Origin of the sequence: Leptolyngbya sp. UWPOB_LEPTO1, from assembly GCF_017302695.1 — a bacterium.
Classification (GTDB): domain Bacteria; phylum Cyanobacteriota; class Cyanobacteriia; order Leptolyngbyales; family Leptolyngbyaceae; genus Leptolyngbya; species Leptolyngbya boryana.
The window spans coordinates 450221-469416 of record NZ_JAFLCJ010000002.1; the positions used below are offsets into that span (position 1 = coordinate 450221).

The window sequence follows — 19196 nt, forward strand, 5'->3', positions numbered from 1 at the left end:
AAATTAACTGAATCCAGGGTGCAGGAGTTGAACCCGCCTGAGGCGAATTATGAGTTCGCTGCCTAAACCGCTCGGCCAACCCTGGGAATTAGCCGTATTTTAACTCGACTTTTTCGGTTTTAACGCCTCGCTTAGAAAAATTGAACCGATCGATTTTTGCGATTGATAACGCCGCGCTTCACCTATCTCTCGCTCTGTCCAGCCTCAAAAATTCAAATTGTCCAAGAATGAGAATTGCAGCATACAATTGCTGATATAAATTTCCAGTTCCCATTGCGTTGGATCGCCCATGAAAGTTAATTCCACCGTTGCCCTAACCTTTACGTTACTTGCCCTGATGTTAGGAGCAGGAGTTTTTACCGCGACTTGGGGATACGCGATCGGACGAGAAGCACTCAAAGGCATTACCCAACCCGACTCTCGCCCCACGAATAAGGGCACTGCCAAAAATTCGAGTGGACGAGAAGAATTGGTGATCTTGAAAGAAGAAGACATCATCAAATCGGTTAAAGAAAAAATCAATGCGACGGGTCGGGCAGGTTCAGCGAGTACAAACTCGAATACAAGCGCAGCACCTCCAGCAAAATCTGAGAAATCTGTGGCGACTGTGACAACGGCAAAGCTGCCCATTCTTACACGATCGAATGATGTTGCGATGGAAGTAACGGGGATTCGCAAACAGGGTGATTCGATGCTGCTCGACGTAGCAATGAAAAATGATGGTAGTCAACCCGTGAAATTTCTCTATAGTTTCCTGAATGTCACGGATGATAAAGGTCGCCTGATCGTTGCAGAAACAACCGGATTGCCATCGGAATTGCCTGCCAAGAGCGATCGCCTGAGTGGGACGATTAGTATTCCAACTTCGATGCTAGATGATGCTCAGAAGCTCTCAATTCAACTGAGTGATTATCCTGACCAAAAACTGCAACTGAAGATGGCAGACATTCCCATTAAATAACGCTAAACTCAACTTCTCAGCCCGAATTTTCTTACTCTGATTGCCCAATGACTGCCCCCATTCCGCTTGCTCTAGCGGTAGTGCTTCAGCCTCTAAATTTTACCGATGTCAGTTTGCGATTTCTCTCGGTGCTGCTCTTGATCGCGATTAATGCGTTCTTCGTGACGGCTGAGTTCTCGATCGTGTCAGTGCGTCGCTCTCGAATTAATCAATTGGTCGATGCAGGGGATATTCAAGCTCGCACCGTACAGTCTTTACAACAAAGTATCGATCGCTTACTGTCTACCACTCAGCTTGGCATTACGTTATCGAGTCTAGCGCTGGGCTGGATTGGTGAATCATCGATGGCGGTGATCGTGTCCATGTGGATTACGCAGCTTCCTTTGCCGCAAACCTGGATACAGCCTTTGTCACACTCGGCTTCGATTCCGATCTCGTTTTTGCTGATTGCTTATCTGCAAATTGTGCTCGGTGAACTGTGCCCAAAGTCTCTGGCAATGCGGTACTCCGAGGAAATTGCGCGGTTTTTGGGTCCGTTTAGTTTGGCGATCGCGCGATTTTTCAATCCTTTTATCTGGATTTTGAATCAATCGACTCAGTTCTTATTGCGCTTGATTGGGGTGCAGTATACCGGGCAAGGGTGGTACAACCAGGTCACACCGGAAGAATTACAGCTGATTATTGCGACTTCTAGCGAGTCGAGCGGGTTGGAGCAGGAAGAACGCGAATTGCTCAGCAATGTGTTTGAATTTGCGGAAGTTTCGGCGGAAGAAGTGATGGTGCGGCGACCGAGCATGATTACTTTACCGATCGAGGCAACGGTGCGCGACTTGTTGGTCGAAGTTGCTGAAAGCGGACATTCGCGATTTCCCATTACGGGAGAATCGCTGGATGATATTTGTGGGTTTGTGCATTTGAAAGAGCTGGCTGAGCCTTTGGTGCAAGGGACGTTAAACATGGATAGTCCCTTGAAGTCTTGGATTCAGCCAGCGCGATTTGTCCCGGAGTATACGAGTTTGGGAGAGTTACTGACGTTGATGCAGCGCGATCGACAACATATGGTTTTAGTGGTCGATGAGTTTGGCGGCACAGCGGGATTGGTCACGATTCAAGATCTCGTGACTCAAATTATTGGGGAGACAGAAGAAAGCGATGAGGAGCAGCCGATTCAAACGATCGATGAAAACACTTTTATGATTCAGGCGCAGATGAACCTAGAAGAAATTAACGATCGATTAGATCTGAATCTACCTGTGATTGAGGAGTATCAGACTTTGGGCGGTTTTCTATTTTATCAATGGCAAAAAATTCCGCAGCCTGGAGAAACGCTGCAATATGCCAATTATGAATTAACCGTGGTTTCGGTGGAGGGGCCACGCTTGCATCAGATTCGTGTCCATCGCATTGAGACCCCGGCAATGCTCGACAAGACTAAGCCGGATTGACGCGCATCAAAGGCTGTCCATATTCCACAGGCTGTCCGTTCTGCACGAGGACTTCGACGATTTCGCCGGAGACTTCGGCTTCGATTTCGTTCATCACTTTCATCGCTTCGATGATGCACACGACTTGTCCTTTTTGAATGCGATTGCCGATATCGGCAAAGGGAGGTTCATCGGGCGCAGGAGAGCGATAAAACGTACCCACGATCGGCGAGACAACATCGACTAGTTTACGATCGTTCTTGGGTGCCACCGGCGTTTCTGCCTTCGCGGGTTCCGGGGACATCACAACAGGGGTAGGTGCAGTCGTTGTGATCGCGGCAACAGGCGCAACTTCAACTCGCGTTCCTCGGCGTACGACTAATTCAAAATCGTCTGCTTTTAACGTTAATTCCGAAATATCAGTTTGATTTAACGTGGTTAATAATTCGCGTAGCTCAGTCAGATCAAGTGGCACAGTTCTTATACTCCTCAAAAATTAGATGGGAGATCAGAAAGATATGTAGAGGATCTTTCTGATCTCAGATCGGGGGTTCGCTATTCTTTCTCGCGACCTAAATATGTATCGTTGCGAGTGTCAATTTTGATCTTTTCACCGATGGTGATGAATAACGGAACCATGACCTGTGCGCCCGTTTCGACGATCGCGGGCTTTGTGCCACCCGTTGCGGTATCGCCTTTGACGCCGGGATCAGTTTGAGTCACTTCCAGCACGACAGAGTTTGGAAGTTCAACTTCCAAAACTTGTTCGTTCCAGCGGACGACGTTCACTTCCATGCCTTCTTTGAGGTATTTGACGCGATCGCCGATTTGAGCCGCGCTGAGCCGACCTTCATCGTAAGTTTCCATGTCCATAAACACGAACTCATCACCTTCTTTGTAGGTGTGTTGCATCGTGCTTTTTTCGAGCGTTGCTTGCGGTACGGTCTCCCCGGCTCGGAATGTGCGCTCGACCACGTTGCCATTTTGGGCGTTCTTGAGCTTGGTACGAACAAATGCAGAACCCTTACCCGGCTTGACGTGTAAAAATTCCACTACACGCCAGACTGAGCCGTCTAGCTCAATACTGACACCGGGACGAAAATCGTTACTGGAAATCATGACTTTAACTTACTAATTGGGGGAGAACATTCGGCACTTCATTTTACCGTCCCCCGACCGCTTTTTATCGCGACTCGACATGGGACAATCGGAGTGGCTGACTGATCTCTAGGGTTGAAGCTGTATGTCTTTTTGTAATGATTCATGGAAACGCGCGATCGTGCGCTTGAGCCAATGCGGAGTTGCCTTGCTCTGCGTGGTGGTGATTTTGGTGGGATTTGAGCCACCAGTGTTGGCACTGCCGCAGGGGAATGCAATTAAAGATCCGAAAGCGTTGTTGCGCTATGCGTTACCGATCGAGAATCCTGAAGTGCGTCAACTTCAGGACAGTTTGGAGGATGTCGCGGCTCAGTTGCGGGCAAATCGACGCTGGGGTGCGGTGAATTCGGATTTGAGTCGTGCGAATAACATTTTGACGAAGAAAATTGACAAATTATTGGCAAGCGTGGTGGACGATCGCAAGTCTGAAGCGGAGCAGTTGCTCGAGCAACTGAAAGCTGGGATTGCGGAGATGACCGAAATTGCTACTGCAAAAGATAAAACCAAAACGCTAGAGAAGCGAGCAGAACTATTAGATAAAATAGGCGACTTGGAAGCAGCAATGGTTTCTAAGTTCCCGTATGAAGTGCCGCAAGAGTATAGCAATTTGCCGCAGTTGAAGGGGCGCGCAACGATCGCAGCGAAGACCTCGAAAGGGGATTTAACGATCGTGGTAGACGGTTTTAGTGCGCCTGTGACGGCAGGGAATTTTGTCGATTTAGTGCAGCGCGGTTTTTATAACGGATTGCCGTTTACTCGTGCAGAAGAGTCTTACGTGTTGCAAGTCGGTGACCCACCTGGAGATGAGGTTGGATTTGTCGATCCGAAAACGAAGAAGTATCGGGCGATTCCTTTGGAAGTATTAGTCAAAGGCGATAAGGTTCCGACGTATGGCATTACGTTAGAGGATGCGGGACGCTATCTCGATCCGCCTGTGCTGCCGTTTTCTGCTTATGGTGCGATGGCTTTGGCACGTCCTGATTTTGATGCGAATGGGGGATCGTCTCAGTTTTTCTTTTTCTTGTTTGAGCCTGAGCTAACGCCTGCGGGTGCGAATCTGCTGGATGGTCGCTATTCGATTTTCGGATTTGTGACGGAAGGCGCAGATGTTTTAAGAGAGCTGCGGGCGGGGGATAAGATTGAGTCGATGAAAGTGGTTGATGGGTTGGAGAATTTGGTGGAGCCGAAGAACGCTTAGAGCATGTTTGAGAAGTATCAATTGTTTCCTCGCTCCGTTCTATCTCGCCCCGGAATGAATTCGGGGCTAACAGTGCGAAGTCCTTTTCAAAGGACTGAAGACCTGATTCTAATTGGCTTTTAGTCCCTTTAGTAGACTTCGTTCAACTAGCCCCGACATCCAATCCGGGAGCGGGTGAATACGATAAACGATACTTTTCAAGCTGATTTGATCTTGGATGTGGTTTATCAATTGGGTTTATAAGAAAAAGCACTGCTGAGATCAAACTCTCGCAGTGCTTTTTCTTGGGTTTGATGGGTTGGACTATTGAAGCTCGGATAGGGTAGGTTTGTAACCGTTGCCGTTGGTTGAAGTGGGTGCTTCTTCGGTTTTGAGGGCAGAGATTAGCATTTGCAGAGAGTCGCTCTCTTTGACGGGGGATTCTTCGACAGGGGTAAGGATAGGCGTTTTCTTTTTGGTTGAGCGGCGGCGTTCGCTTTTGAGTGTGCCGCCTGCTTTGCCGTATTCGTTGCTATTTTTACCGTATTTGGCAGCGACTCCTGCGAGCATTCGTTCGGAACGATCGCGTAAGAGGGTTTCGGTGGCTTTGATGTCGCGGGTGAGTTCGTCGAGGGTGGAAAGGGTTGCGTTGTATTTGTCGATTTGAGTCCGCAGTTTTTGGATCAGGGCTGAATAGTTGGGGAGGGTTAGTTCGTCGCTGAGGGTGAGATTGGGATCGATGGTGGTTAAGCCTGCGGCGCGCTGTTGTGCTTGGACAAGGATTTGTGAACCGCGTTTTTGTCTTGCCATGAGTTACTCCTGAAAAAATTTAATCTTTTCTGCACTCTACTATTTGCTGCTTTTGAGAAGGTTGAGTAGAAATGTCTAAGGCGAGCGGGGAGTAACTGTTCGTAAGGAAAAACTTAGTTATTTTGCTCTATGCGATCGCGATCTGAATTGTTCTATTGGGCGGTTGGTTAGAGAATGTTTGAGAAGTATCAATTGTTTTCTCGCTCCGTTCTATCTCGCCCCGGAATGAATTCGGGGCTAACAGTGCGAAGTCCTTTTCAAAGGACTGAAGACCTGATTCTGAGCGGCTGTTAGTCCCTTGAGTGGACTTCGTTCAACTAGCCCCGACTTCCAGTCCGAGGGCGGGAGGACAACGTGAGCGAAAAGCTTTTTTATACTTTTAAAGCACCCGCTTAGCTAAATTTAATTCGATCGTGATCCAACTTCATACGATCGTGACCGCATCAAATTCGATCGTGTTTCAACTTTATACAATCACGATCTGACTTAATTCGATCATGATCAAACTCAATGCGATCGTGATTCAACTTCTTACAATCGCGTTTCAACTCAATACGATCGTGATCCAACTCGATACGATCGCGATCCAATTTAATGCGATCGCATGTGATCTTAATTAGTTCGGTAGAGTCAGTTGTATTTCGATCGTCAAAACATTTAGCGATCGATTCATTTTTTAAATGCTCAGGCTTTATAGTCTAAAAAGCTGAGAAACCATCATTCAGAGCAAAATGCGCGACGTTTTCATCTCCTACTCCCGGAAGGACAAGCCATTTGTAGAGAAGTTACATCAGGCACTCGAAGCGCAAAATCGGGATGCCTGGGTGGACTGGGAAGATATTCCGCTCAGTGCAAAATGGTGGCACGAAATTCAGCGCGGGATTGAAGGGGCAAATACGTTTGTGTTTGTGATCAGTCGCGATTCGGTGGAGTCGAAGGTTTGTCGAGACGAGATTGATCACGCGGTTCTGCATAATAAGCGACTGGTGCCGATCGTGCGGCGGGATGATTTTGAGATGGCAAAGGTGCATCCAACGCTCGGTCAGCACAATTGGCTGTTTTTTCGGGAGACGGATGATTTTGAGACTGGGTTGGCTGGGCTGCTGAAGGCGATCGAGACTGATCTGGAGTATGTTCGGGCGCACACTCGGATTTTGGAACGAGCGATCGAGTGGCAGGAGCAAAAGCGGAATGAGAGTTTTGGGCTGAAGGGGGATGATTTGCGATCGGCGGAGGCATGGCTGATTCAGGGAGAAACGAAGGAGCCGAAGCCGACTGAGTTGCAGCAGAACTATATTCGGGCGAGTCGATCAACAGAGGATGCGACAGTAGAGGCAAAACGGATTCTAGAACAGGCGGTGGCGAAGGCGAAGCGAGTGAGTTTACTGAGTTTGTTGGGGGTTGGGGCGGCGATAAGTGTGGCAGCGATCGCAATTCCAGCTTCGTGGCAGGCGCAGAAAAAAGCGGCAGATGCACAGACGCAGATGGAAAAAGCAAATCAGAGCTTAGTAGAAACTCAGGCGAAAGAGCAAGCCGCAAATCAGAAAGCACAGGTTGCACAACAGCAGTTTGAGCAGGCACAGAAGCAGAAGCAGGCAGCAGAAACGCAGGCAAAACAGGCAGCAGAAAAAACACGGGTGGCGCAGCAGCAGGCGAGGGTTGCAGCGCAACAGTTGGCGCAGGTCAATCAGGAAAAGGCAGTGGCGGCTGAGGAGAAAGCAAGAGCAGAACAGCAATTGCAAGTTGCACAGGGGGAGTTGGATCGGGCGCAAGCGGCATCGATCGTGGCACAGCAAAAGACTGAACAGGCAGAGCGGGAAATCAGAATTGCTGCGGATAAGCGCAATACGATTGTGGCAGCGAATGGTTTGGAGAAAGATGGAGTTGCAGCCCTCAAACGGTTTAACCTTGAGAAATTTCGGGGATTAGTGGACGCAATGCGGACAAGCGATCAACTACAGAGTTTGATGAAAACGAAGGGGCGAGATGGATTTGCAGCAAGTCCTATCTATGCACTGCAAACGATTCTGGATACCGTGGAGAATCGGTTTCAGAAGTTTCATACACAGATGCCGCCCTTGGCTCATGAATCCAGTGTGAATGCAGCCCAATTCAGCCCCGACGGACAACGCATTGTCACCGCTTCAGGGGACAAAACCGCACGCGTGTGGGATGCCAGAACCGGACAAGAAATCGCCAAACTCTCAGGGCATGAATCCATTGTGATAGCAGCCCAATTCAGCCCCGATGGACAACGCATTGTCACCGCTTCAGCAGATAAAACTGCAATGGTAGTCCCTGTAGAAGACCTCGATGCCCTTTTAGCTCGCGGCTGCCGCTGGCTCACCAACTATCTCATCATCAACCCTCAATTTCTCAAACAACTCCCCACCTGCCAGCAACCCGCTCTCCTCCTCGCCAGTTCCGCCACGCTCGTCACCCAAAGCGAAACCGCCGCTAGAGCAGGCAAGCTCCAAGAAGCCACAGAAGGCCTCACCCTCGCCAAACAATGGAATCCGAATCTTTCTTTCGATTCCCAAAAACGTGTCCAGACGCTTGCAAATGCAGGTCAACTGCTAAGAGAAGGCGATCGCTTAGTAAAAGAAGGCAAAACCTCAGAAGCGATCGCCAAATATCGTCAAGCTCAAGCGATCGATGAAAGCTTAAAGTTTGATCCAGAGATACGAGCGAAAAAGGAAGCAGAATCGATTCCCCTGCCCCCTCCCCCCCCCATCCAATACCGATGAAAAAGCCTGCCATACTCAACCACTATCACCGCCGAGATTCACAGTTCTGAGCAGCGGTCGCACTCCAGCCCACACACCACCACACACTCACCTATGCAAACCTACGATTGGATCGTCATCGGCGCAGGAATCACAGGCGCATCCCTCAGCTACGAACTCACCCAACAAGGCTACTCCGTCCTCTTACTCGATGCCGATCGCAATCCCCCCTCTGCAACCCGCTTTAGCTATGGCGGCATCGCTTACTGGTCAGGCACAACCGACCTCACCCGCCAACTCTGCACCGAAGCAAAAATCATTCATCAAAACCTCTCCGCCGAACTCGATGCCGACACCGAATTTCGCGAGATCGATCTACTGTTAACGATCGCCCCCGAATCCAACCCCGAAACCCTGACTGCCGCCTATGCTAACTTTGCAACCCCTCCGCAATTTCTCACGATCGAATCCGCCTGTGAGCTAGAACCCTTACTCGACCCAAACGGCATCGCTGGAGCCTTAACCGTCAAACACGGACACATCAATGCTGAAAAAACAGCACAGGCATACATTCAAGCCATGCAGAGATCGACCGGAACCTATACGATCGCAACCGTCACCCAACTCCTCAAAACCAGCGTTCTCACCACCGAAGGCGAATTTTTTGCAGCCAATATCGTCCTCTGCATGGGAGCCTTAACGCGCCAATTCTTGAAAAACTCAGGCATCTCGATCGCTCAGTACTTCACCCACGCCGAAATTATCGAAATCCCTTCTAGTTCCGTGCAGCTTAGTACGTTGGTCATGCCAGCCGAAGCCGAGCGATTCACCCTAGAAGCAAATGCCAGCCGTGATGATGCAATCTGGGATCAACCCGGACAAGAACCTGCCCCTGCCATTCTCGATGCTGGAGCCGTTCAGTTCCGAGATAGTCGCATTTTAATTGGACAAGTCAGCCGAACTTTAACTGATCCTAATGCCGCGATCAATGCTCGCCAAAGTGAAGCCGATCTCCGAAAAAAAATTAGCCGCGTCTTACCCAAAGTCGGAGAACTAGCCGGAACCTGGCAACATTGCCTCGTCGCATTCAGCGGCGATCGCTTACCCCTAGTCGGCAACATCCCAGGACATGAAACCTTGCACGTCTTCTCAGGATTTGGCAACCCTTTAGCGATCGTTCCTCCTTTAGCCCGAAGATTTGCTATTCAGTCAAAAGGAACCCCAGACGCATTGTTGCAACAAGTCTCGCTAGAACGATTCACCAAAAACGGATAGGGAGATAGAAGCCTTACAGTTTAATAAAGTCCCTAAGCTCCGATTCTGCCTCGCCCGTGATTGAAAATCCAGGCTAACAGAGAAAAGTCCACTAGAGGGACTGAAAGGCTCTCATACTGGCTGTTTTAGTCCCTTTAGTGGACTTCATTTTATTAGTCCGGATTTTCAATCACGGGCGGAATCGCAACGCAGCGAAACAATCGCCCCACTCCCAACCCACAAAATTCATGCAATTGCCAACTAATTTCCCCCCACTCCCGGCAAAATCTTCTGCACAAACTCATAAACCTCATTCAAAACCAACGGCGAAATCTCATGCCCAATATCAAATTCCTGATAGTCGATCGCAATCCCCATCCCCTCTAAATTCTTCTTCGCAAGCTGTGCAGCCGCCAGAGGAACCACCATATCTTGCCGACCATGCACCATCAAAATCGGCGGAACCGTTGTCCCAGGCTGAAGCGTGGAATGTTGATATCCACTCAAAATCATCAACCCCGCCAACGGCAAAGACAACCCCACATCCAAAGTCATCGCCCCGCCTTGAGAAAAGCCCCCTAAAATCGTGCGCGATAAAGGAATTCCGGTTGTTGCCTCTAAAGAATTGAGCCAATCCCTTAACTGCTGGCGACTGCTGATTAAATCCGATCGCTGACCAAAATCACTCGAAAAATTTGACTCGCTCAAGTCGTACCATATCCGACCTTCAGGACTATAAGGAAACGGAAACGGCGCATCAGGCAGAATAAACTGCACCTGATCCAATTTCAGCAAAGAACAGAGAAACGCCACATCCTGAGCATTTGCACCCCAGCCATGCAATATGACGATCGCAGCAGTTGCAGTGCCAGACTTGGCGGGAATTGTCATCGTATTCAGCATAAAATTCCTATCTCATCCAGTCGATTGTATGCTTAGAGATCTCTTTTTACTTGGGAACTAAATCGATGGCACGTTTGGCACTATTAAGCGTCTCCAACAAAACAGGATTAGTCGAATTTGCAAAACAATTAGTCGAAGAATTTGGCTTCGATATTATCAGCAGCGGTGGAACGGCTCAAGCCTTGAAAGCAGCAGGCTTACCCGTGACGAAAGTCTCCGACTACACCGGATCGCCCGAAATTTTAGGCGGACGCGTCAAAACCCTACATCCTCGAATTCACGGCGGAATTTTAGCAAGACGCGATTTGCCAGAGCATGTGGCAGATTTGGAAGCTCAGAACATTCGCCCGATCGATTTAGTCGTCGTCAATCTCTACCCATTTGAACAAACGATCGCAAAACCCGATGTCACATTAGAAGACGCGATCGAACAAATTGACATCGGCGGCCCTGCAATGGTTCGCGCTTCGGCGAAGAATTTTGCCAACCTGACCATCCTTTGCAATCCCAATCAGTACGACACGTACCTCGAAGAACTCCGCAAAAATGGAGAAGCCTCGATCGCCTTCCGACAAGCCTGCTCACTTCAAGCCTTCAAACACACAGCCAGCTATGACGCAGCGATCTCAGCCTATCTCGAACAGCAACTCGAACAGAAGTCGGAAACCTTTACCCTCACCGGAACCCAAATCCAAGAACTGCGTTACGGAGAAAATCCGCATCAACCTGCATCTTGGTATCAAACCGGGGCAACCCCGACAGGTTGGGCAGCCGCAACAAAACTGCAAGGCAAAGAACTCAGCTACAACAACTTAGTTGATTTAGAAGCTGCCCGCTCGATCATTGCGGAATTTGCCAATGATGATCCAGCCGCAACGATCATTAAACATAACAACCCTTGTGGATCAGCGATGGGATCATCGATCGCTGAAGCCTACGAAAAAGCATTCAATGCAGATTCGACTTCCGCATTCGGTGGAATCGTTGCATTGAATCGATCGATCGACGCTGCAACCGCAACTGCTCTCACCAAGACCTTTTTAGAATGCGTAGTTGCACCTAGAATTGATTCCGAAGCTCAAACCATTCTGCAAGCCAAGCAAAATCTTCGAGTGCTGATCCTTCCAGATTTGACCAACGGCGCGAAGAATAACGTCAAACAGATTGCAGGTGGATTCTTAGTCCAAGCCGCAGATGACATTGTGGCAGATCCGAATGCTTGGCAATTAGTCACCGAGAAAAAGCCAACCCCTGAAGAACTTGCAGAACTCTTATTTGCCTGGAAGATCTGTAAGCATGTGAAATCGAATGCCATTGTTGTGAGCAACGATCGCACAACTTTAGGAGTCGGGGCTGGACAAATGAATCGAGTCGGCTCTGCCAAAATCGCCCTCGAACAAGCAGGCGAAAAAGCCCAAGGCGCAATTCTCGCATCGGACGGATTTTTCCCATTTGATGACTCTGTGAAAACGGCAGCCGCAGCGGGAATTAAAGCGATCGTTCAACCCGGTGGAAGTATGCGCGATGCAGACTCAATCAAAGCTGCTAACGAACTTGGAATTGTCATGGTTCTCACAGGAATTCGGCACTTCTTACATTGATTGTGTTAAGTTCTATTACATTCCTCTCAAGAACACGTTTCTATGTCTGCCGATATCCTTCATACCCTTAAGGTTTACAGTCAGTTTGTCCATCCTGTTTTGATGTGGGTTTTGCTAGCGCTGACCAGTTACGCAATGTATACCGGGCTGCAATGGCGACGCACTCGATCGGCTCAAGGTGATTTGAAGAAAGAGCTCGTCAAGCAAAGATTCAACATCAAGCATCACCAAATCGGTGCGATCGTACTCACGTTGATGGTGGTTGGTTCAGTCGGGGCAATGGGTGCGACTTATATCAATAGCGGTAAACTTTTTGTCAATCCGCACTTGATAACAGGATTAGGAATGACCTGTCTGATTGCAATGTCAGCTTCGCTTACACCATTCATGCAGAAAGGACAAGAATGGGCGCGGCTCAGCCACATCGTTATCAACGTAGTAATTACTGGACTGTTTGGCTGGCAGGCTGTCACAGGCGTGGGAATCGTGCAGAACATTATTAACCGGATGTAGTTCTTTGTGTTTCCCAGAATGGGAGATTGAGCAACCTAAACTCGCCTACATCCAAATTCATACCGCTTTTAGAGGCAGTGAGAAAATCGCTGCCTCTAGTTTTTGGCAGTCCACCTGCGGCTCTAGCGCCTCAAATCATTTTGATCCCCAATTTTGCAACTTGATCCCCGATCTAAAAATCTGCTCCCCATTTAACAAAACTTAGTCTCAATTTTGCCGTACAATTTTGGCAACGATCCCGCCCACTTACCCCAGCGTCTTTATGAGTATTGGATATGTTGCCCTCGTTCTGCACGCTCACTTGCCCTTCGTCCGTCATCCGGAGAGTGACTTTGTATTAGAAGAGGAATGGCTGTATGAAGCAATTACTGAAACCTATATTCCCTTAATTCAAGTTTTTGAAGGCTTAAAACGCGACGGCGTAGACTTCAAAATCACCATGAGCATGACCCCGCCGCTCTGCTCGATGTTGGCAGATCCACTGCTCCAAGAACGCTATGACGAGCACTTGTCCAAGCTCGAAGAATTAGCAGAACTGGAAGTCGAGCGTCACGCTCATTCTGGGCACATGAAATATCTGGCGGAATACAACGCCAAAGAATTCAACGGGGTTCGCAATACTTGGGAGAAGTACGATCGTAATTTAATCAACGCCTTCAAACAGTTTCTCGACTCCAACAACCTCGAAATCATCACCTGCGGCGCAACTCACGGATATCTGCCGCTGATGAAAATGTATCCGCAAGCCGTCTGGGCACAGATCCAGGTCGCTTGTGAACATTACGAAAAAACCTTTGGTCGTCCTGCGAAAGGAATTTGGCTCCCTGAATGTGCCTATTACGAAGGGGTCGAGCGGATGCTCGCCGATGCAGGTCTGCGCTATTTCCTCACGGATGGACATGGAATTCTCTATGCCCGTCCTCGTCCGCGTTATGGCAGCTACGCACCGATTTTCACGGAGCCAGGAGTCGCAGCATTTGGACGTGATCACGAATCCTCGCAGCAAGTTTGGTCTTCAGAAGTCGGCTATCCGGGCGCGGTTGAATATCGAGAGTTCTATCGCGATTTAGGTTGGGATGCGGACTATGAATACATCAAACCGTACGTTATGCCCAACGGTCAGCGTAAAAATGTCGGCATCAAGTACCACAAAATTACCGGAAAAGGCTTAGGTCTGGGCGATAAGCAGCTTTACGATCCTTACTGGGCACGTGAGAAAACCACAGAACATGCCGCGAATTTTGTCTACAACCGCGAACGCCAAGTCGAGCATTTATTTGGCATCATGCACCGTCCGCCGATCATTGTCTCGCCCTATGATGCAGAGCTTTTCGGGCACTGGTGGTATGAAGGTCCGATGTTCATCGATTACCTCTTCCGCAAATCGTGGTTCGATCAAAGTACCTTTGAGATGACTCACCTCGCTGACTATTTGAGAACGCATCCGACTCAGCAAGTGTGTCGCCCGTCTCAATCGAGTTGGGGATACAAGGGCTTCCACGAATACTGGTTAAATGAGACGAATGCTTGGATCTATCCGCATTTGCACAAAGCCGCAGAACGCATGATCGAACTTGCAAAACGTGAGCCTGCGGATGAACTAGAGTGGAAAGCACTGAATCAAGCTGCCCGCGAATTGTTGCTTGCACAGTCTTCGGATTGGGCGTTTATCATGCGAACGGGCACGATGGTTCCGTATGCGATTAGAAGAACACGATCGCATTTAATGCGCTTCAACAAGCTCTATGAAGATATCAACCACGGCAAGGTTGATTCGGGCTGGGTTGAAAAAGTAGAAGCGATCGACAATATCTTCCCCGATATTAACTATCGCGTTTATCGCCCGCTCTAACCTGTGGAAGCGCAACCCAGAGAACTGGTCTTATACGTCACCGATCAGGGTGATGTTCCCTTCGAGACTTGGTTTCTTGGGTTGCGCGATCGCCAAGCTCGAATTCGGATCAGGAAGCGACTCGATCGAGTTGAAATGGGGAATTTAGGCGATTACAAATCAGTCGGTTCAGGCGTTTTTGAGCTTCGGATCGATTACGGATCAGGCTACCGAGTCTATTTTGCGTTTTCTGGATCGACAATCGTGCTTCTCTTATGCGGGGGTGATAAAACCACTCAAGATCGAGATATCCTGGTAGCTAAGCAGTATTGGAGTGACTTTCAAGCCAATGCCAACGACTAAAAGTTATCATGCGTTCTTAGTGAATTCGCTGCAAGATCCAGAAGAAGCCGCAGCATACCTGGATTCTGTTCTAGAAGATGGCGATCCGCAGCATATTCGCCTAGCCTTGAAGAACGTTGCTGAGGCACGAGCAAGTTTGACTGAGCTATCAAATGCTGTCAAATGGCGAGAATGCTATGAATTATTAGAACAAGGAGAGATGCCGAATCTCCTGATGCTTGTTGATCTTTTGAATGAGTTGAATCTGCGTTTGTCGATCGCTCAAAAAACTTGAACGATCGCTCGAAAAACTTATTGTTCCTACACTCAAAATTCTGAAGTGGCGTTATCTTAGAACAGGAGTTCTCCCTTCAGAGTTTCTTTCTATGTCTGATCAGGTTTATGATTGGAAGCGATTTTGGTGTCCTCGATCTGGTCAGTTTGATTTGAGCGATCGTGTCTATCCGAAAGATTTAGATTTTGAAGACGATTTTCAACTGAATCCAAACCTTGTAACTCTTGAGCATTTTGCTGATGTGCCGTGCTTAATACTGATAGGCGAAGCAGGGATTGGAAAATCTCATGAAATAGAGAACTTGAAAGACTATACGGATAACAGGTCTAATAGTGATTACACTGTACTTGAATTTAACCTCCGCTCCTGTACCAACCTAAAATACGAACTATTTCAGGATGAGAAATTTGTTGCTTGGGAGAAGGGCACACATAGTCTTTATCTATTTCTAGATAGTCTTGATGAAGGGCTACTAGAAATCCCGACTCTTGTTACTCAAATAATTGATGAATTCAAAAAGGACAAGTATCGAGATAAATTAAGTCATCTCTATCTTCGTATAGCCTGTCGGTCAGCCCTAGCTCCAGCTATAGCTATGCTAGAAGATAGTTTAGAGAAACTTTGGAGAGAGAGCAATAAACTAGAACTGGAAAAAGCATTTCTTCCAATCTGGTTGGCTGCTGGTAAGCCAGATAGCAAAACGTATAGCGATCCTAACAATGTTTATATTATCGGCGCAGATAATGAGTCTTCTGCTAGCTTCACTCGCGTAATTTTTCACCTAATATGCTTTTGTCTACCGCATTGGAACGAGAGAAAGGAAAGCTTTGAGAATGAGAAATTTGTCAAATCCTATGAGCTAACTCCTCTGTCTCAAGTTGATATAGCAACTGCTGTAACTGTCAATGGTTTTGACGCAGAAAAATTCTTAGCCATAGTTAAACGTAAGGGTGTAGCCCCATTTGCCAGACATCCAATTAGTCTGGACTTTCTTTTAGCAATCTTCCGAAAGAATCATGGTGAACTTCCAAACAATTTACGTCGAGAAGATATTTATGAGAAAGGGTGCCGCTATCTCTGCAAAGAGCAGAACCCAAACCGTATCTTGTCAGGTAGAGATGGAACCTTAGAAGAAGATGAACGGTTTGTTATTGCAGCACGTATTGCTGCGGTTACAATTCTCACACTTCGCTCGACTATCTGGACTGCCACAGGCGCTGGGGAGGATCATGAAAAGGATATTTCAATTAATCAGCTTTGTTTAGGCAACGAATTTGTTTACGAACGAATATCTCCCATTGAAATTGATAATAAAGCAATCGAAGAAGTTCTAGCTACTGGACTCTTTTCACTTTATGGTTCCACTCGAATGAGATGGTCACATCAATCGTATGCTGAGTTCTTAGCTGCTTGGTATCTGAAGCATCGCAATTTGCCTGCGGCTCAGATTTTAGATTTATTTCTTCAGTCAGACCAAAAGATTATCCCGCAACTTTCTGAAACTGCTGCTTGGTTATCAAGACTAGACTCACAAATCTTTCAGAGCATGATGGCAACTGATCCAGACATATTGCTTCATAGCGAAATATTGCCAGAAAGCGATGAAGAAAAAGAAGAAGTAGTTGCGTCACTACTGAGATTACATGACCAGGGAAAATTGGTTTACCAATTTCAGGGGCGTGACACTTCATCTTACAGGCATTGGAAGCATGCTGAATTGCCTACTCAATTGAGAGCTTACATCTGTGACCCCGCAAAAAGTGAAGCCTCGCGATACGTCGCAATTGATGTTGCAGAAGCCTGTCATTTGACAACAGTTCAGGATTGCTTAGCTGATATCACTTTGAATTCTCAACAATCCTATTGGATGAGAGTTAAAGCTGCAAAAGCAGTGAAGCATTTAGGCAATGACCGTACTAAACTCCAACTAATGCCCCTAGCTCTCTCTCAATCCGAAGATGATTTGGAAGACGAATTGAAAGGACATGCACTTTGTTTTCTGTATCCTCAATACCTGACAGCAGAAAAGGTTTTAGAGAGCATTACCCAACCTAAATCAAAAATTATAGGCGGAACCTATCAGAATTTCTTGGCGAAGGAGTTTGCAAAATCGCTTCAAGTCCCTGATCTGCCTATGGTCTTAACCTATCTAGAAAAACAGCCAGTCCTGCAAGATTCCCACTACCCCTTCAATGCAATGTCAGATCGAATATTGCTCAGAGCGTGGGAACATCTTGACATCCGAGAAGTTCTTGAACCTTTTGCGAAAGTTGTTCTACTCAAAATTAGGGCACATCAGCAAGTCATTGATAGTATTACTGGAATTGATTTCATAGATCTTTTGGCTGAGAATGATACTAAACGTCGTCTTCTGCTTGAAACAATTATTAATCTGATTGGTGATTGGGAAGAACCTCCTTATTATCTTGCTGGGACTAGCTTTTACAACCGTATCAGTCCTCTGAAGCAAGATTTCTTATGGTTGATTGAGAAGATTCAAGAATCATATTCAGAATCGGTTCAAAGAACATACGCTTGGCTAGTAAGCCTAAAACTAGATTGGACGGATGTAGATCAAGTTAGTGCAGTGATTACTGCTAGTGACTCTTTACCTATTTTGAAAGCAGAATTCGCATCATTTTTGGGGCAAATTGAAATTGCTTCGTCTGAAGCTGAAACGGCAAGAGCAAGTTATTTACGTACTATGGAAGAAAGACGCTCTTGGAAAGATGAGGAAGACAAAGAGACTGAAATACAGCCATCTCCCAAAGAGAGAGTTTTAATCTATCTAGAACAATTTGAGCTTGGTCAAGTGGCAGCATGGTGGCATCTTTGCACAGAAATGACACTCATGCCGAAAAGTCGTCACTATGGCAATGAATTCAAAGCGGATTTGACCATGCTGCCAGGTTGGAAAGAAGCAGACGACTTAACCCAAACACGAATTATTTCAGCAGCAAAGCGCTATATCTATGATGGAGAACCTGAAACAGATGCTTGGTTTGGAACAAATTCTTTTCGATTCTCTGCACTCGCAGGATACAAAGCCTTGCGATTAATCATCGAAAAAGACCTTCAATACATCCTTAATATTTCTCCTGAGATCTGGAAAAAATGGACAGCAATAATTCTAGATTACCCTGATCCTAGTGATGCTAGCCATGAGAAGTATTGGGAACATTTACTATCTTTAGCCTATAAGAATGCACCAGATGAATTCATTGTCAGACTGATGATTTTGCTGGATCAAGATAATGCCCAACATGGTGATATCTATGCCTCTAGCCAAATAGAATGCTGCTGGGATGAGAAGTTAGAAATTGCGCTTTGTGAAAAATTGCATGATGAGAAGTTAACAGACAAAAGTATTGGCTCTTTGCTCAAACTGCTTATGAAAAGGCAAGTTAAGTCTGCAAAAGCATTTGCACAAGCTAAAATTTCAACGCCTCTTCCGTCTACGGGTAAGGCAAGAGAAATTGCGATCGTTGCAGCCCAAACATTGATGCTCTACGCTGATGACGAAAGTTGGGCGATGGTATGGAATGCGAGCCAGCAAGATCTTGAATACAGGAAGAAAGTTTTAGAATCTGTATCTTTTGCAAATGAATTTCAAGGAAGTATCGAATATAGGCTTCATGAAGATTATATTGCTGATTTGTACCTCTTCCTAGTCGAACATTACTCCGACCCTCCAAAACTGCGATCAACCCCTCAAAGTAGGGGATTCAACCCAGATGATTATAGAATTGATGCCGAAGACAGTATCAGAAGATGGCGAAATCAGATTCCATATCGGCTTCAACAACGAGGAACTCGTGCGGCATGTGAAGCACTTCGCAAAATAATTCATTACCTCCCTGAGCAGAAAGATCAACTGCAATGGCGATTACCAGAGACTGAAGCTTCTGCTCGGCGTAAAGAATGGCAACCACCGAAACCAGAGGAGATTCTTCAGCTTTTAACTATTCAAAAGCCTTCCGTCCTAGAGTCATATACTTGCCCTGTAGATGAGAGGACACAAAAAACTGATTTATCACCTAAAAGAGGTTTTGATTGGAAAGTTTGGCTTCCAATATTTTTGGGTATTGCAGCGATCGCTGTTAGTGGTTTATTTAATAACGAAATCAGAAGATTCCTCAAGCTCGATCCATCTCCTCCAGTCGAACAAAAGCAGGAAAAATCAATCAAATAAAGCTTTTAT

16 protein-coding genes and 1 tRNA gene are annotated in these 19196 nt (G+C 47.0%); 12 read left to right on the plus strand and 5 right to left on the minus strand.

Annotation, left to right across the window (positions count from 1 at the left end; genetic code table 11):
• Positions 1-12: 12 nt before the first annotated feature.
• Positions 13-85 (minus strand) — tRNA-Ile (locus J0L70_RS05000).
• A gap of 204 nt (positions 86-289) precedes the next feature.
• Between J0L70_RS05000 and J0L70_RS05005 the strand changes: the two genes are divergently transcribed.
• Positions 290-961, plus strand: a complete 672-nt coding sequence (locus tag J0L70_RS05005) for a hypothetical protein (protein ID WP_287453333.1) — start codon at positions 290-292, stop codon at positions 959-961.
• A 47-nt stretch (positions 962-1008) separates the two neighbouring features.
• Positions 1009-2406, plus strand: coding sequence for a hemolysin family protein (locus J0L70_RS05010; RefSeq protein WP_017287579.1), 1398 nt, complete (start codon positions 1009-1011; stop codon positions 2404-2406).
• Here the strand turns inward: J0L70_RS05010 and accB are convergent.
• Positions 2393-2860, minus strand: coding sequence for an acetyl-CoA carboxylase biotin carboxyl carrier protein (gene accB / locus J0L70_RS05015; RefSeq protein WP_268184098.1), 468 nt, complete (start codon positions 2858-2860; stop codon positions 2393-2395). The two genes, J0L70_RS05010 and accB, sit on opposite strands and share 14 nt — an antisense overlap.
• An 80-nt stretch (positions 2861-2940) precedes the next feature.
• Entirely contained in the window at positions 2941-3504 is a 564-nt protein-coding gene (efp, locus tag J0L70_RS05020; protein WP_086371030.1) for an elongation factor P, read from the minus strand.
• Positions 3505-3628: 124 nt separating this feature from the next.
• Between efp and J0L70_RS05025 the strand changes: the two genes are divergently transcribed.
• A complete protein-coding gene (locus J0L70_RS05025) occupies positions 3629-4741 on the plus strand; it encodes a peptidylprolyl isomerase (RefSeq protein WP_287453337.1) in 1113 nt (370 codons plus the stop codon).
• Positions 4742-5044: 303 nt separating this feature from the next.
• Here the strand turns inward: J0L70_RS05025 and J0L70_RS05030 are convergent, their stop codons facing one another.
• Positions 5045-5530, minus strand: a complete 486-nt coding sequence (locus J0L70_RS05030; RefSeq protein WP_287453339.1) for a hypothetical protein — start codon at positions 5528-5530, stop codon at positions 5045-5047.
• A 497-nt stretch (positions 5531-6027) separates the two neighbouring features.
• Between J0L70_RS05030 and J0L70_RS05035 the strand changes: the two genes are divergently transcribed.
• The 3 genes from J0L70_RS05035 (at position 6028) to J0L70_RS05045 (ending at position 9531) form a co-directional block, all read left to right on the plus strand.
• Complete coding sequence (locus J0L70_RS05035; RefSeq protein WP_287453341.1) at positions 6028-6150, plus strand: hypothetical protein; 123 nt, start codon at positions 6028-6030, stop codon at positions 6148-6150.
• A 111-nt stretch (positions 6151-6261) separates the two neighbouring features.
• Complete coding sequence (locus J0L70_RS05040) at positions 6262-8277, plus strand: toll/interleukin-1 receptor domain-containing protein (RefSeq protein ID WP_287453342.1); 2016 nt, start codon at positions 6262-6264, stop codon at positions 8275-8277.
• Positions 8278-8370: 93 nt separating this feature from the next.
• Entirely contained in the window at positions 8371-9531 is a 1161-nt protein-coding gene (locus tag J0L70_RS05045) for an NAD(P)/FAD-dependent oxidoreductase (protein ID WP_287453344.1), read from the plus strand.
• Positions 9532-9771: 240 nt separating this feature from the next.
• Here J0L70_RS05045 and J0L70_RS05050 read toward each other — a convergent pair whose 3' ends face one another.
• Positions 9772-10413 carry an alpha/beta hydrolase gene (locus J0L70_RS05050; protein ID WP_287453345.1) on the minus strand — a complete coding sequence of 214 codons (642 nt, stop codon included), beginning with the start codon at positions 10411-10413 and terminating at the stop codon, positions 9772-9774.
• A 65-nt stretch (positions 10414-10478) separates the two neighbouring features.
• Here J0L70_RS05050 and purH point away from each other — a divergent pair, with 65 nt between their 5' ends.
• The 6 genes from purH to J0L70_RS05080 all read left to right on the plus strand — a co-directional run bounded on the left by purH (position 10479) and on the right by J0L70_RS05080 (position 19187).
• The gene (gene purH, locus J0L70_RS05055) at positions 10479-12014 is read left to right on the plus strand and encodes a bifunctional phosphoribosylaminoimidazolecarboxamide formyltransferase/IMP cyclohydrolase (protein WP_287453347.1); all 1536 of its coding nucleotides are present in this window, start codon (positions 10479-10481) and stop codon (positions 12012-12014) included.
• A 42-nt stretch (positions 12015-12056) separates the two neighbouring features.
• Positions 12057-12527, plus strand: coding sequence for a DUF4079 domain-containing protein (locus J0L70_RS05060; RefSeq protein ID WP_017287568.1), 471 nt, complete (start codon positions 12057-12059; stop codon positions 12525-12527).
• Between the two features lie 262 nt (positions 12528-12789).
• Entirely contained in the window at positions 12790-14379 is a 1590-nt protein-coding gene (locus J0L70_RS05065) for a glycoside hydrolase family 57 protein (RefSeq protein ID WP_017287567.1), read from the plus strand.
• Between the two features lie 3 nt (positions 14380-14382).
• Entirely contained in the window at positions 14383-14721 is a 339-nt protein-coding gene (locus J0L70_RS05070; protein ID WP_287453350.1) for a type II toxin-antitoxin system RelE/ParE family toxin, read from the plus strand.
• Positions 14708-14995: a helix-turn-helix domain-containing transcriptional regulator gene (locus J0L70_RS05075; RefSeq protein ID WP_287453352.1), complete on the plus strand. Its 288-nt coding sequence runs from the start codon at positions 14708-14710 to the stop codon at positions 14993-14995. The genes J0L70_RS05070 and J0L70_RS05075 overlap by 14 nt, the downstream gene beginning before the upstream one ends.
• A gap of 91 nt (positions 14996-15086) precedes the next feature.
• Positions 15087-19187: a hypothetical protein gene (locus J0L70_RS05080; RefSeq protein WP_287453353.1), complete on the plus strand. Its 4101-nt coding sequence runs from the start codon at positions 15087-15089 to the stop codon at positions 19185-19187.
• Positions 19188-19196: the final 9 nt, after the last annotated feature.

Coding starts and splice junctions, on each gene's coding strand:
- J0L70_RS05005 (WP_287453333.1), top strand. CDS start 290: ATGAAAGTTAATTCCACCGTTGCCCTAACCTTTACGTTACTTGCCCTG.
- J0L70_RS05010 (WP_017287579.1), top strand. CDS start 1,009: ATGACTGCCCCCATTCCGCTTGCTCTAGCGGTAGTGCTTCAGCCTCTA.
- efp (WP_086371030.1), bottom strand. CDS start 3,504: ATGATTTCCAGTAACGATTTTCGTCCCGGTGTCAGTATTGAGCTAGAC.
- J0L70_RS05025 (WP_287453337.1), top strand. CDS start 3,629: ATGTCTTTTTGTAATGATTCATGGAAACGCGCGATCGTGCGCTTGAGC.
- J0L70_RS05030 (WP_287453339.1), bottom strand. CDS start 5,530: ATGGCAAGACAAAAACGCGGTTCACAAATCCTTGTCCAAGCACAACAG.
- J0L70_RS05035 (WP_287453341.1), top strand. CDS start 6,028: ATGATCAAACTCAATGCGATCGTGATTCAACTTCTTACAATCGCGTTT.
- J0L70_RS05040 (WP_287453342.1), top strand. CDS start 6,262: ATGCGCGACGTTTTCATCTCCTACTCCCGGAAGGACAAGCCATTTGTA.
- J0L70_RS05045 (WP_287453344.1), top strand. CDS start 8,371: ATGCAAACCTACGATTGGATCGTCATCGGCGCAGGAATCACAGGCGCA.
- J0L70_RS05050 (WP_287453345.1), bottom strand. CDS start 10,413: ATGCTGAATACGATGACAATTCCCGCCAAGTCTGGCACTGCAACTGCT.
- purH (WP_287453347.1), top strand. CDS start 10,479: ATGGCACGTTTGGCACTATTAAGCGTCTCCAACAAAACAGGATTAGTC.
- J0L70_RS05060 (WP_017287568.1), top strand. CDS start 12,057: ATGTCTGCCGATATCCTTCATACCCTTAAGGTTTACAGTCAGTTTGTC.
- J0L70_RS05065 (WP_017287567.1), top strand. CDS start 12,790: ATGAGTATTGGATATGTTGCCCTCGTTCTGCACGCTCACTTGCCCTTC.
- J0L70_RS05075 (WP_287453352.1), top strand. CDS start 14,708: ATGCCAACGACTAAAAGTTATCATGCGTTCTTAGTGAATTCGCTGCAA.
- J0L70_RS05080 (WP_287453353.1), top strand. CDS start 15,087: ATGTCTGATCAGGTTTATGATTGGAAGCGATTTTGGTGTCCTCGATCT.